Origin of the sequence: Acinetobacter chinensis (assembly GCF_002165375.2) — a bacterium.
Taxonomy (GTDB): Bacteria; Pseudomonadota; Gammaproteobacteria; order Pseudomonadales; family Moraxellaceae; genus Acinetobacter; species Acinetobacter chinensis.
The window spans coordinates 2,199,225-2,213,015 of sequence record NZ_CP032134.1; the positions used below are offsets into that span (position 1 = coordinate 2,199,225).

General features: G+C 38.4%; 9 protein-coding genes, 1 tRNA gene, 2 pseudogenes and 1 CRISPR repeat array. Of the genes and pseudogenes, 2 read left to right on the forward strand and 10 right to left on the reverse strand.

The features are described from left to right. Positions 1–177: 177 nt before the first annotated feature. The 3 genes and pseudogenes from CDG60_RS18430 to CDG60_RS18440 form a co-directional block, all read right to left on the reverse strand. On the reverse strand, positions 178–555 hold the full coding sequence (locus tag CDG60_RS18430) for a hypothetical protein (protein ID WP_227542871.1): 378 nt from the start codon (positions 553–555) through the stop codon (positions 178–180). Between the two features lie 7 nt (positions 556–562). Beyond that, positions 563–1,006 carry a hypothetical protein gene (locus CDG60_RS18435; protein ID WP_227542872.1) on the reverse strand — a complete coding sequence of 148 codons (444 nt, stop codon included), beginning with the start codon at positions 1,004–1,006 and terminating at the stop codon, positions 563–565. Next, positions 1,007–1,189 (reverse strand): annotated as a pseudogene (locus CDG60_RS18440) (hypothetical protein); the annotation flags it as partial. It abuts the gene before it with no gap. 159 nt (positions 1,190–1,348) lie between these two features. Between CDG60_RS18440 and cysS the strand changes: the two are divergent. Together cysS and CDG60_RS11440 are read left to right on the forward strand one after the other, a co-directional pair. Next, on the forward strand, positions 1,349–2,770 hold the full coding sequence (gene cysS / locus CDG60_RS11435) for a cysteine--tRNA ligase (RefSeq protein ID WP_087512544.1): 1,422 nt from the start codon (positions 1,349–1,351) through the stop codon (positions 2,768–2,770). 72 nt (positions 2,771–2,842) lie between these two features. Then, a tRNA-Gly gene (locus CDG60_RS11440) sits at positions 2,843–2,918 on the forward strand. 218 nt (positions 2,919–3,136) lie between these two features. Next, positions 3,137–3,884: direct repeats of the CRISPR family, unit length 28 nt; unit sequence TTTCTAAGCTGCCTACATGGCAGTGAAC. Between the two features lie 131 nt (positions 3,885–4,015). Here the strand turns inward: CDG60_RS11440 and cas6f are convergent. The 7 genes and pseudogenes from cas6f to CDG60_RS11475 all read right to left on the reverse strand — a co-directional run bounded on the left by cas6f (position 4,016) and on the right by CDG60_RS11475 (position 13,787). Then, a complete protein-coding gene (cas6f, locus tag CDG60_RS11445) occupies positions 4,016–4,618 on the reverse strand; it encodes a type I-F CRISPR-associated endoribonuclease Cas6/Csy4 (RefSeq protein WP_087512543.1) in 603 nt (200 codons plus the stop codon). A gap of 2 nt (positions 4,619–4,620) precedes the next feature. Next, a complete protein-coding gene (gene csy3, locus CDG60_RS11450) occupies positions 4,621–5,634 on the reverse strand; it encodes a type I-F CRISPR-associated protein Csy3 (RefSeq protein WP_087512542.1) in 1,014 nt (337 codons plus the stop codon). Positions 5,635–5,661: 27 nt separating this feature from the next. Then, positions 5,662–6,545 (reverse strand): annotated as a pseudogene (gene csy2 / locus CDG60_RS11455) (type I-F CRISPR-associated protein Csy2). Beyond that, the gene (gene csy1, locus CDG60_RS11460) at positions 6,545–7,825 is read right to left on the reverse strand and encodes a type I-F CRISPR-associated protein Csy1 (protein ID WP_087512541.1); all 1,281 of its coding nucleotides are present in this window, start codon (positions 7,823–7,825) and stop codon (positions 6,545–6,547) included. Before csy1 ends, csy2 begins: the two are co-directional and overlap by 1 nt. Before the next feature lie 12 nt (positions 7,826–7,837). Further along, on the reverse strand, positions 7,838–11,212 hold the full coding sequence (gene cas3f, locus CDG60_RS11465; protein WP_087512575.1) for a type I-F CRISPR-associated helicase Cas3f: 3,375 nt from the start codon (positions 11,210–11,212) through the stop codon (positions 7,838–7,840). After that, positions 11,212–12,177 (reverse strand): type I-F CRISPR-associated endonuclease Cas1f, encoded by a 966-nt coding sequence (cas1f, locus tag CDG60_RS11470; protein WP_087512540.1) that lies wholly within the window; start codon positions 12,175–12,177, stop codon positions 11,212–11,214. The genes cas3f and cas1f overlap by 1 nt, the downstream gene beginning before the upstream one ends. Positions 12,178–12,314: 137 nt before the next feature. After that, a complete protein-coding gene (locus CDG60_RS11475; RefSeq protein ID WP_087512539.1) occupies positions 12,315–13,787 on the reverse strand; it encodes a sulfite reductase subunit alpha in 1,473 nt (490 codons plus the stop codon). Positions 13,788–13,791: the final 4 nt, after the last annotated feature.

Below are 13,791 nucleotides of genomic sequence, written 5' to 3' on the forward strand. Positions count from 1 at the left end.
GTGCAAATAGCACGTTTCCAAATGTGTAAGTTTTCACGATTTATACAGAATTTCTATCTTGATGGAGAATTTTGACTACCAATTGAAGGAGTCAGAATGGCGTTGATTATTAATGGAGCCTGATGCGTCGGAAAAAGAGCTTTGGAACCTCATCAGGTAAAATTAAGTGCAAATCTGCTAATCTAACATCTTATTTATAAACAATTTATTAACTTCTTCTTCTGACAGTCTTTTTATTAACTTCCAGTCCTTTAAATTACTTCTTTGAAAAGTAACCTTTAAAAGTATTTTCATTTTTGGTTCAAGAGTCCAGGTCATTGAACACTTTCTTGCTAAATCAACGTTCGTATTTGAACATCTAATAGAAGTTATAACTTTATTTTCATTATTTTTTTGGATATATAAATCGTCTGTATCTTCATAATCATAGAATTCAACCCAAATAGGGTGCGGTATATATTTTTCGAGGCCTTCTTCTATTTTTTTTGTTGGTAAGTATTTAAAATGAAATTTATAATTCTCAGCTTTACTCTTAGGCTGATCTTTTTCATTCAATAAAGTTTTAAAAAAAAATTTCCGTTAAATTAGTGTTTTTTAAATATCTAACTCCAGCATTTACACCTATGTATATCCATTTATTATTTGGGTCACTTTGTTCCGCATCATATTGTTTTACTGGGGCTTGTGGTGCCTTATAATATCTCATTAATGGTGCACCTGTTGTATATTTCATAATAATTTCAAAACTAGTGACAACAGACTTATAGTTCCGTGGTGGTGGTTTATATCCTTTGTAACGATTTTCACTTTTCAGTAAAGGAGAATCTTCATATTCTAACCATCTTACTTCTTCACCCAAATTAACTGGTTTTCCTGCCAGGCTTCCAACTCGATAAGGTAATCCATACGGCCCCATTGGTGCTTTAAATTCAGGCTCTTTACTTTGTTCACAACCTGTCAAACAACAAAATATTGCAAGCCATCTTACTGTGTGAATTTTATTCATTTAGCTACCATTATTTTTCTTTAATAGACTCGTTGGTCTAACTTTTTCCACTTCACCAAACAAAGAAAAAGTCTGATTCACTTAGTTCATCACACCTGCAATCTGTTCCATATACTGTATAAGTTCTGATGTCTTTTCCGCTTGAACCAACTTGACTGAGCGTGATGGATCAAAGCCATCGAACTACTAATTTGAAACCGATGATTTTGATTATTAAATCGTTTTAAGAAAATAACAATCAATTATTTTCTTAAAACCCATCTTTATTTTTATTTTAACTTTATGAACAAAAGTGCTTAGGTTAAGATGAGTCACCCTTATACAGAAGCACTTAGAAGACCTATGCAACCATTCGTTCTTTATAATTCAGAACAACGTAAAAAAGTTGAATTTGTTCCACGTAAAGAAGGACAGATCGACATGTATGTCTGCGGTATGACCGTTTATGATTACTGTCATATTGGGCATGCACGTGTCATGGTTGCATTTGACTATATTATCCGCTTCCTGCGCAGTCAGGGCTGGAACGTCAGATATGTACGTAATATTACTGACATTGATGACAAAATCATTGCCCGTGCCAACGAAAATGGTGAAACCATTACAGCATTGACTGATCGCTTCATCAAAGCCATGAATGATGATGCCGCACGTTTAGGTTGTGCTGAACCTGATGAAGCACCACGTGCAACAGATTATATTGACCAGATGCAGGACATGATTGGCAACCTGGTGAATAAAGGTACTGCATATCCATCTACAAATGGTGATGTGTATTTTGAAGTTGAAAAATTTGCAAAATATGGTCGTCTTTCAGGTCGTAAACTTGAAGATATGCAGGCAGGCGCATCTGAACGTGTTGATGTGGAAGTTGAGAAAAAACATCCTTTTGACTTTGTCCTGTGGAAACATGCCAAAGAAAATGAACCATCGTGGGCATCCCCCTGGGGTAATGGTCGTCCGGGCTGGCATATTGAATGTTCTGCCATGTCTACCTGCTGCTTAGGCAATCATTTTGATATTCATGGTGGTGGTTCAGACTTAACTTTCCCACACCATGAAAATGAAATTGCGCAATCAGAGGCATCTACAGGCGAACAGTATGTAAATTACTGGATGCATGTCGGTTTCATCAATGTCGATGGTGAAAAAATGTCTAAATCTTTAGGCAATTTCTTTACCATTCGTGATGTGATGGAAAAATTCCACCCTGAAGTGATCCGTTATTTCATTGTGTCATCACACTATCGCAGTCCAGTGAACTTCTCTGACGTTGCCCTGAAAGAAGCCAAGAATGCCCTGACCCGTTTTTATCATGCGTTTAAAGCGTATGAACAGGTATATGGCACTCAAACTGCTGAAACTGTAGATGAAACTTTAGTTGAGCGTTTCAATACAGTGATGCGTGATGATTTCAATACATCTGAAGCACTTGCTGTGCTGTTTGAAGTGATTAAAGAACTGAACCGTGCTGTAAAAGAAGAAAATGCTGAACAGTCTGCAATTTACTACTCTACTTTACGTTACCTCAGCAATATTCTTGGCTTAGGTCAGCATCATGTAGATGACTTCTTAAAATCTGATATTGGACAGGAAGCTTTAGGTCTAACTGAAGAACAGATTGCAGATCTGATTCAACAGCGTGTTGATGCTAAGAAAGCCAAAGATTTTGCTCAGGCAGATAACATTCGTCAGTCTCTGCTTGATCAGGGTGTGGTGCTGGAAGATACCCGTCAAGGTACAATCTGGCGTCGTGCTGATTAATTCAGCAATTAAATGTAATTTGCATGACCGAGTGTTGACAGTTCAGTTAAACTCTCTATAATGCGTCCTATTGCGGGAATAGCTCAGTTGGTAGAGCATAACCTTGCCAAGGTTGGGGTCGGGAGTTCGAGTCTCCTTTCCCGCTCCAGAATATGAAAAGCCCTGATCGAAAGATCGGGGCTTTTTTATGTTTGGTGATTCCACACTATTCTTTATTTACCCATAAGCAAACTACTTTATAGACATATAAAAATTTAAAGTACTTTACTGGGCAATACTCTCCCCTTGTTGAATAATTCTTGAGTGTCTAAGCTGCCTATATATGGCAGTGAACTAAAGCCGGTCTGTTGAATCATTCAAAATTCTTTTCTAAGCTGCCTACATGGCAGTGAACCACCGAGATAAGACAAGAAATAAGCACCAAGATTTCTAAGCTGCCTACATGGCAGTGAACCGTGAAGATGTATTCAGATTACGAAGATCGAATTTCTAAGCTACCTATATGGCAGTGAACTTAATATTGAACGGCACCTGACGCATACGCGGTTTCTAAGCTGCCTATATGGCAGTGAACAAGAAAAATTCAAAGGATGTATTGGTTTTGGTTTTCTAAGCTGCCTATATGGCAGTGAACTTGAAACTGAATTTACATTTACTTATGAAATATTTCTAAGCTGCCTATATGGCAGTGAACCTTGGGGGCTTTCTCAGCTTAATTCGTTTCACTTTCTAAGCTGCCTACATGGCAGTGAACCTCGACCTGACATCACTGCTCATCACTGTACTTTTCTAAGCTGCCTACATGGCAGTGAACGCAGACATGTACAGGTTAAATGTGCTCAAAAATTTCTAAGCTGCCTACATGGCAGTGAACTTATATACGTGCCTGTTCATATTTCTTTACCGTTTCTAAGCTGCCTACATGGCAGTGAACATAAGATCTGCATCTTGCAGACGGGAGTGCATTTTCTAAGCTGCCTACATGGCAGTGAACATCCAATTATCTGCAGGGTTATAAAAATCACATTTCTAAGCTGCCTACATGGCAGTGAACCTTTCATACGTTCCTGCTCGAAACTGGTTTCATTTCTAAGCTGCCTACATGGCAGTGAACAGTAATTTTATAGCAAAAAATAAAGTTATAACAGTGAGTTAAACCTTAAAACCTATAAAAGACCCAAGTTTTAGCCCACATTTATAACTTATTGATTTTATTAAACTGTTAAAGAATAAAAAAATATTGGGTTAAAATTCAGGTACAGTCGACACTGAACTCAAACCATAAGTGCTAAAAACCTGAGTTTCAGATTTTGTCGCAGATTTCTTTTCGATAAACAGTTTAAAGCTTTTGTCAGACGTTAAACTTTTCATTTGAATATAAGGTAAGTCTGTAGTCGTGACTACATTGCTATAACGTGCCAATGCTTCATCAAAACCAATATCACCACGTTTCGCACGATGACGTGCCAATCGCTCAGCATTGGTTTTGACCTGTTTACGACTATAGGTTGCATAACCTGAAATTTTTGCTTCAGGTACTTCTCGAATAGATGTGATATGCAAATAATCCATTAAACGCTCCAACCACTTGGAAATGTTTAATTTTTCTAGTTCAGCCTGAGTTTCAGCAAAGATCCTAAGCTTATCTCCCAAATGCACTTTCAATTTTTTGGCTTCATCACCCTGTTCGTAAATATATTTAGGGAAACTTAGCCCAATATTTACTTTTTCATTTGCATCTTTGATCTCTGCCAAGCCAATATGTAATTGGGTATAGAGCTTAGACCAAATGAAATATGGGGAAATTTCAGCTTGATCAATCAAGGTAATTTCCTGAAAAAATTTCATATTTAATCCTTAGAACTTTGACCAAATACACCACCACGAACAAGAACAGCCATCACATAATGCTCCTGCTCTGTATTTTCCAAACTCTCACCAAGTGCATATTTATCAAATAAGCTAAAGAAGTCTTGCTTGGCTTTTGGCGTACGATACGCTTTACCTAAATTCGTTACTGCACCATACGGTTCAATCGCAATTGCGGTTTGCTTGTCCTCAAACTCAGGATACCAAGTATCAATAGTGCGCAACGCATTACCTACTTTTTGCGAATGCATCGCTGCGACATCATTCACTTGATAAAGGATTTTACTTTTATCCCCTTTGCCTTTATCCAGAACCAGTTCTTCACTTGGATAAACTTCCTGCGCTTTGCCCACCAAAGCATAGGCTTCGATTTTAATGAGTAAATAAGGCACTTCACCTTTTAAAGCTTGAGCAATTTGATCTGCCAACTGCTGAACTTTTGCATCAACATTGTCAAAATCATGTAGTGGGTAATCAAAAGCATTGAAAGTCACAGCTTCTTGCTCATTTACCGTTACCACAACTTCAACTTTTTCAGCACCAACACGGTTACGCCATAAAAAACGTGCATTGGCAATATTCGATGCATAGCGTTTTGAAAGCTCGCTAAAACCATATTGCGCAATATAATTTTTTGCCACGGTTTGATATGAATTGAAAAAAGTTTCATTATTACAAGCAGATGGTTGCTCAATTCCACCCAAAACTTTAAGGGTAAATGCCACTTTTAAAGTGTCTTGATTTTCACCCAAAGCACAGGCATCAACTTTTTGTAAATTGGCTTTTTCAACTTCGGCATTGAGTTTTAATGGATCGCCTGCAACCGCAGGTTTTAAACGGTTTGAAATCGTACCACGCACCGATTTTTCAATCAGTTTTAAAGCGGCTTGTTCTGTACGATTTGCCCAAGTCGTACCATAAAAATAACCATCAGATGGAACCAGTTTCTTTTCAAATGCAAGTACACTTGCAACCGCTTTTTCATTTTTAGCCATGAGAATTTTCCCTATTTAAATTTTCAATTAAAGTGTTATTAAGTTTTGGCAAAGGTATAAATCATTTTCTAAATCAACATGGTATTGCCATAGTAGCTGATCAATGCTTTCAATGCGGAATGGCATGACAAACTCGCCTAAAGTCAGCACACTTTCTGCAAAACGATGTGGTGTACTAGCATCTCGCTGATTTTTTGCTTGTCCGAGTTCAGAAATCCCCTGAAACCCCACCGCAATCGGTACGAGCCAACCTTGTGCTTTACGTTTTGATGTCCAAGTGACTTTGCCTTCTTCATCTTGAGTCGAGCTATGTGTAACTTTGAGATAATCTAAAACGCTATCCAAAGCATCTTTGCCTTCTTGCATACTCGTTAAAACAAGATCACGGCGTTCAATCAGCACATGCCCAAGCATGAGTTTATTTAAAATTGGGCGTAGTTGTTTTTCCTGATCTTCATCCTCATCAAAATCCAGAACACTACATTTTTTGACCGATAGAACATCACCACTCGCAAATTTCATACTTGCGACGATGCCCTGCACAATTTCTAAAAGATGCTCTCTTTTTTATTTGGTAAAGAGTCAACTTCAATCAAAAGCGACACATCCAAATGGCAACGTGCTTCTTCAATAAAAGCAGGTCGATTACCATCTTTATCAAGCGGATTGGCTGTACCGACAATGGAGTGAACAAAATCACCACGACCTTTATAGGTCTGTAAATTAAAATCGTGACAACTGACAGCAACTTTACTTAAATTTAAGTCACAACCCTGTTGATTTAATTTCCGTTGTAAAGCATGAACTGCTCCAAGCCATGCAGTCATAGCAGGAAAGCCAATGGTATATGGACTGCTCATGGCATTGGCATTATGGAGTTGAAGATGCGGAATAAGTAAAAAATGGCGCATTAGAAAAACTCCTTATCTTCATCAAGCAACTCTTTCACAATTTCTTTAACAGCTAATATCTCACCGCTGCCTAACATATAAGAGTTTTCAATAATTTCTTTATCTTCATATACATTAATTATCCATTTTGAAATACGAAGACTAATTTCCTCAAACCATTCATCATCGTCTTTACGCTGTTCTTCATAAAAATCATCAAGCCAAATACGTTGATATAAAGGTAGTGTTTTATATGAATCATTTATAGACCACTCTTTTTTATATTTACGAATACAAAATGCCTTAAACAGAATTTGTTCAATGATTTTTCTAAGTGTTTTATCAATATCTTTACGTATTAAATAAGTATTTTTTCTCTTACCTGTTTCACCATCTAAATCTTTTCTAATAAGAACCTGTAATTCTTTAAAACTCTGCTTATAGCCTTTTGAATAAAGACATTGCTCAAAAAAATCTCGGGTTGGTAATCTTATCTTTCGCTCTTCAAATGAAGGCGGACAGCTTGAAAGTAAATAAGCACGACCCGCATTTTGACTGTTTAACACACTGACGTTTTGGGGTTGTGTACCACCATAAGCCGTAACCGTTAAATCGAAAATGTCGGCATAGCCTTCCGCATCATGTTCATTCTTTTTACGTTTCTCTTTTGCTTCTTTAGTGGCATCTGAAAAACGCAACTGATCAATACTTTGCTTTAATCGTGTAATCAAACCTGATGGTGTCAAAATAGATAATAAATGGTATTCATTATTTTCTAAAGGAAAATAAACCTGTTTCACCAAATGATCAGTCTTACTTGAAGCATCATCATTTTTAATGACCAAGAAAGCTTGTTTTAAACTTGCAAAGTCCAAAGATGATTTTTCGATCAGACTTTTTAAATCTTGATCATCTTTTTCAAAGCCCATTAAAACAGTAGAATCTTCCGTTAAACTGAGCGATAAAAACTTATATACATCCATCGCAGCGGCATTTCCAAATACATCTAATGGATAATGCACATTGCCACTACGCAAATAACCATCTTGAGCAGACTTAACCTGAGCAATGACACTCGATGTTTTGGCACTTGGATGACTGAATTTACTCGGATGGCTCACCATCATGGATAACTGCGATACCCGTTTTGCAGCATCAGGAAGCCATTCCTGCAAACTGAATTTATCATCAGCCTGTTGCTGTAATTCCGCAACTTCTGTGTCATTTTCAGCCTTTTTTACTCGATCTTTTAACCAAAGTTCTTTTCTTTCATTTAAAAATGTCTGAATACTTTCTGTCATGTCTCCCTCCCTTTATTTTGAATATTGAACCACTAAACCAAATTGGTCTGAATACAACAGCGTTTTATCTTCATCATATTGTGGCAACATGATTTCCCCATAACGTCTTGATAATTCTTCTATTTCATCATCAATATGCTGATTTTCTGAGATTTTTTCAACAGCCATACGACACAAAATGTCGTAATAATTTCGATTCAGCCACAATCGTTGCTGTTCCAGTTCATTTAACTCATAAGGCTTAATTTTATAAAAACCATTACGATCAATATAACGACCTAAATCATCTTTCTCAGAAAACACAAGCTTCTGATCTTTATATACTGCAAAAAATTGAATATTCGGTGTACTTTGTCGAAATGGTGTAAATCTTTGCGGTAAAGCCGTTAAAAACCAATACTGTGTTAGCCATGCATTCAACGGCTTTGCCCCAACTTGTTTATAGTTAGTCAGGCTATGCACTAAAACAGCATGTTCAAGATCAGCCAATTTTTCCGTGGCTTTTAATGGGGTCTGTGCCTGAATACGGGGAATTGCATTAATCTCCGCATGTTCATCCAAATCAATTAACTCAGATAAATTTTTCGTCTTTAACTTGAATTGATTATTATTAACTTCAAATCCAGGTTTCTCAAAAGCGACTTTTGCACCACGAAGCCCTTTTAAGTTGTATTGCAATAACGCTATATTCGGCTCTTGAATGTCCTGCTCTAATCGACGATGACGCAAGACTCGCCCTGCCAATTGGATAATTGACCGATAAGATGAGGGTTCAACAATCGCCCAATCAAAATCATGGTCACGCCCAACTTCTTCAACAGGTGTTGCCACTAAAATAAAAATCACATGCTCGGCATCTGTACAGTCTAGATGCTGACGAATCACGTCATTGGAAAATGAGGCAGGTTGTTCACCTTGTTTTTCTTTACGCTTTAAAACCGTGTCTAAATGTCGCTCCTGCTCACTACGCAATAATAAAACCTGACGACTGTGATATGCCATCGAACGTGGTGCAATATTATCAGACCATTCTGCATTGAGTAAAAATTGTGTCAGTGCCACACACGGCGGAATATTAGCAACCCGAACCACACCAAAAGACACTTTTTTACCTGTTTGCGAATCTATTGTGTGATGATGTTGATGCAACTGCTCAATGTTCTGTCGAATACGATCAAAATATTGCTGTTGAATACTTTCATCAAGTTGCTTTTGTTCTTTCTGTGCAACTAAATCATCACATTCAATGATATAAGCTTTGTGTTTAATAATTTGTTCAGCCAAAGACTTTGCCCGAATAGCAACAAAGGCATCATGACCCTGCTTATAATGTTTAATGATGTTGTCTGATTCAGTTAAATCTACAGTTTGAGTCTGTGCCTTAAACTCATCAACCCACATGCCCATCACTTGCGTCTGTTTTAACTTTTTAAAAGCGCAATACAGCTTCCAACCTTGTTGATAGACATTAAAAAATCCTTCAGCCAAAGCAGGTGGAATCGTTGCAGATGAGATCATCACTTTACGACCTAACATCGCTGTTAAATGAATGAGTCGAGCGATGGCAATTAAATCCTGCCCATTAAAATCATCCACCTCATCAATCACTAAATCTGAAGATGAAAGCCTTAAACTTGGTAAAATATATTTTCCACCACGCTTGGTTTCCGTTGCTGACATAATGTGGTCAATCGTACATGCCAAAACAGGTTTGTATAAAAAGGCTTTATTGCGTTCAGCTTGATTTGCTGGGAATAAAACATTCATAAAATCCGCTTGAGGCATATCGCCATAATCAAGCTCATTATCCAAAAGTTTCTCTAAAGACTCCGAACCAATTTCATCATAATTTTCTGCTATTTGTTCAGCAGTATTCTGTTGTTTATGATGCAGTTCCTGTATCGCTTTAGAACCAATTAAAACCGCCAATTCATCATTGCTTAAACCTATATCTGTACGATATGAATCACCTGTCTGTAAGGTTAAAGTTCTCAGTCCCAATGCGAGCACATAACGTAAAGACTGCCCATCTTTTGACAAGGCTTGCATAATTTTGGCATTGGCGATGGTTTTTCCCTTGCCCGTACTTGCCATATTGACAATAAACCAACCTTGCTCAGGTGCATCTTCATGTTTTTGCTTAAATTGCTTAATCTCTTTGACTGCATTATCCTGCCATTCAAAACCTTGTGGACTTTTCTTTTTCAATTTTTGAATATCATAGGCAGGTTCCATTTCATCCGCTAATCGGCTTAAGGATTGCGCCACTCGCATCGCATTGTCACTGACACGAACTAAATGCTCATCTAAAAACTGTTTTGGTTGTTTGGTTTCATAATCTGTATTGGCAATTAAACTTAGATCGGTTTTCCACGTTTTGTCTGCTTCGCAGGATGAATAATAATGATCCCCCATCATCAAACATAGACGTGCATGATGTAGCACCACACGCCAACTGCCATCTGACAAAACTTGTTCAATATTGTCTTTTTCCTGCAACAAGCGTGCAGACCATTTTTTAATTTGTTTTGTCCATTCAACCGATTGGCTCAATAAACCTTGTTCAAACTGAAAACATTGTAAAAGCCGTTGCTGATATTCCTGTTCATCAAACTTATTTTGATAGCCCCAATCCACTTCAATAAATTCAAATAAATCAGTAATATTTTCCGCAGGTTCAGCACTAAAAGATTTTAACTCATCATCATCTTTTAAGTTTGGTAAACGATGATGTGACACAATTAACCATGCAACAAACTGTGCTAATGGTGGGAGATTATCTAATGCTTTGGTTTTATCTAAATTTTGAGCGACCACATCTTTAAGCTGTTGTTCGCTCCATGATTTATTAAGTAATAAGTTTAACCATGCATCATCCGATTTGGGATTATCTGATGAATGAACCAAAGCATTCAGTAAAAGACAGGAAATCCATTCATGCCGTAATGGATCACCTTTAAAAGTACCATTTTTATCTGTGAGTTTGCTTTGAAATAAAACTGTGGCTTTGCCCCAATCATGTAATAGAGCAGATATTGCAACGAGGGATTTAATTAAAGGTAAATAGTGCCAATCATTTTCCCATTTATTCTGATCGAGTTTCTTCTTCGTCCGATTCACAGGGACAATTCCCTCTGAATTAAACTTATTTCTATTCCCCACGACCCACAGCAACTCACTTCTACGTCGCCCACGTATCCAATGACAACTCACCGCAGTGCTTTTGGTCACAGTTTTACGAAGCAGCTTTTTTACAGCAATCAAACCATCTTCCGTGATTACGGTTTGCCACGTGTTATCCCCGATCCGATCGGCAAAGGCATCAAGTACACGGCGAGTACGTGGAATGGCTTTCTTTTCACATTGGGAAATAAAGGTCACGATCATCATGCATCCCCATCCACATCATGCGTTCTGCAAGCTTGCAATTTGACTTGATCGAACATCCAGTCAAGGCATTTATGCTCTATAAATTTCTGCAAAAGCTGAGACCTGAACTCTTGCTCAGACATACGCTCCTTTGCACAGATAAAAGCATAGGGCAGAACCACAGCATCCTTGATCAAATCTGCCACATCAAAAACCAATGCCCCACGACGGGTTTTACCATGCATCACCGCAAAACCATGTGGAATCCCTAATACCCAAAGTGTGGTTGCAGCGAGTCCATAGGCTAAATAATTCCCATGATTAAGAAAGTCATTGGCTAAATCACCCTGTTCAGGATTACGGCTAAAATCTTTAGAACCTGTACGTGTTGCCGCGATTTTATACAGTTGTTTGGTAGTTGCAGCTTCGGCAAGCAATAAATCGCCAACTTTATTTAAATTTGGAATTTTCTTTTCAAAACCATTCAGGGCATTCTGAATATCCAGATCATCTAAATAAAAACCTTCGGCTTTTAAATCCCGATCTTTGTCCCAAATTTTTCGGATAAATTCGATCCGTGAAAGCTGAAATTGCTTAGCAACTTCTAAACGCTTTTGATCATCAAACCAGAACTGCATCCATCCCTGCATGTATTCCGTTGGGCGATACTCACTCTGTGGCGTCATCCATTCTATTTCACAACCCATGAACAATGGCGTTCCACCTCCACCACAAAAACCAACCAACACCCCTGCACTCGCAAGCATACGCATGGCTGCCTGAGTGATGGATGTACCTGTGCCAAGCATCACCACAGTGGTATTGGCAATGGGAATATTCCAGTATTGATTTTCATTTTTAGCTTCGGTCAGATACAACACCCGACCATCTTTTTGCATGACACGGGCGTGTTCAAGATAGTAAATATTGGCCCGTTTAGAATGTAATATTGCTTTTAAGTCGCTTGGGTTGAGCTGTTCCATTTTTATATAATTTATAATGAGTTAAGAACAGTATAATCAGAAAACTTAAAAACAACAGTCAGACCAATGAATAAAGCGACAATAAATGTCGCCTTATAAAATGCTGAAATGACTGCCTTTAAAAGGACTTATTCATCTCAATACACATCCCTTTTGTAACGTCTTTGCTGTTTAAGATCATTCAGTAAATCAGCCCCAAGAATACTGGTTAAAGTATCATCTACAGCCTGTCCCATGCCTTTTATACTGCCGCAGACATAAATACACGCGCCCTGCTCAACCATCTGCTTCAAAAGTTCTGATCGGGTATTCAGTACATCCTGAACATATTTCAGCGAATTTCCATCACGTGAAAACACCAGATCCTGTTCTGCCAGCACGCCATTACTCTGCCATTGTTGCAGCTGCGTCTGAAATAATGAATCCGTCAGCTTATTACGCTCACCAAAAATCAGCCAATTACCAAAAGATAGTGATCGTTGCTGTTGATGCAGATGAGCCATTAAACCTGCAATACCAGATCCATTACCAATCAGGATACAGGGCTTCTGATCAGATTCAGCCTGAAATGATGGATTGATCCTAATCCGTACATCAGCAAACTGTCCCTGCTCAATTCCCTGTGTTAACCAGCCTGAACCCAGCCCTAGACCAGTCTCTGTTATTTCCTGACGCACGACCAGTTCAATTTTTTTCTGCTCAGGGATACTGGCTATTGAATAATCACGTGATGATAAGTTTTCAAAACGCTCAGTCCAGTTTAAAAAAGATTCATTCCGGTACTGTTCAGGATGCTGTCGTAAATTCTTAAACTGCAGTTTATGTACACTGTCTATTGAGGCAGGCTGTTCGTGTCTGTTCAGAAATTTTTCAATTTCTGTCACAGTATTGGCACAACGTAATTCAAGAATATCGCCGGCTTGCCATTGCAGTTCTTCAAATGAAAACTCAAGATGATACAAGGGATTGCCCTGACTGCCCGCATTCAGTAATTCACGTTTCTGCAACTGAACAGACGTCCATTCCTTTTCTTTGTTTAAATTTCCAAGTTCATGACGTGTCTGCTGTTCAAGACAATGAGTCCATACATTCAGCGTCGTCTGAGCCTGCTGATCCACACAGATCATGTCAAATAAAGGCTGTGCTTTCTGATCCTGCAACCAGCTGTTCAGACGTTGTCCAAACCGACAGAAATCAGGATAGCGGCTGTCTCCTGACGCCAGCACTGCATAAGACAGATGAGCGAGATCATATTTTTGACTCATAAAAGTCTGCACAAAATTCTGAGCTGTATCTGGCGCATCACCCTCACCATAGGTACTGACCATCCACAGTACTTTATGAGCGGTATGCAAATGACTTTCTGTCAGAAACTGGATATCCATACATTGCACCTGCTCTCCAACGCTTTGCAGCTGCTGAGCGGTCTGCTGTGCAAAATTTTCAGTATTTCCAGACTGGCTTGCATAAACAATCAGATATTCAGCAGAATCCTGTTCTGTCTGAACTGCTTTTCTTTTATTCTGAAAAATCAGCAGAAATATAATGATCAGGAATATGCACAGCAGTATCGCCAGACAGACAAGTACAATCACAACGGCTTGAGTCATACTG

Excerpts from the sequence above, each read along its gene's own strand:
- CDG60_RS18435 (WP_227542872.1), bottom strand. The coding sequence starts at position 1,006 with ATGAATAAAATTCACACAGTAAGATGGCTTGCAATATTTTGTTGTTTG.
- cysS (WP_087512544.1), top strand. The coding sequence starts at position 1,349 with ATGCAACCATTCGTTCTTTATAATTCAGAACAACGTAAAAAAGTTGAA.
- cas6f (WP_087512543.1), bottom strand. The coding sequence starts at position 4,618 with ATGAAATTTTTTCAGGAAATTACCTTGATTGATCAAGCTGAAATTTCC.
- csy3 (WP_087512542.1), bottom strand. The coding sequence starts at position 5,634 with ATGGCTAAAAATGAAAAAGCGGTTGCAAGTGTACTTGCATTTGAAAAG.
- csy1 (WP_087512541.1), bottom strand. The coding sequence starts at position 7,825 with ATGACAGAAAGTATTCAGACATTTTTAAATGAAAGAAAAGAACTTTGG.
- cas3f (WP_087512575.1), bottom strand. The coding sequence starts at position 11,212 with ATGATCGTGACCTTTATTTCCCAATGTGAAAAGAAAGCCATTCCACGT.
- cas1f (WP_087512540.1), bottom strand. The coding sequence starts at position 12,177 with ATGGAACAGCTCAACCCAAGCGACTTAAAAGCAATATTACATTCTAAA.
- CDG60_RS11475 (WP_087512539.1), bottom strand. The coding sequence starts at position 13,787 with ATGACTCAAGCCGTTGTGATTGTACTTGTCTGTCTGGCGATACTGCTG.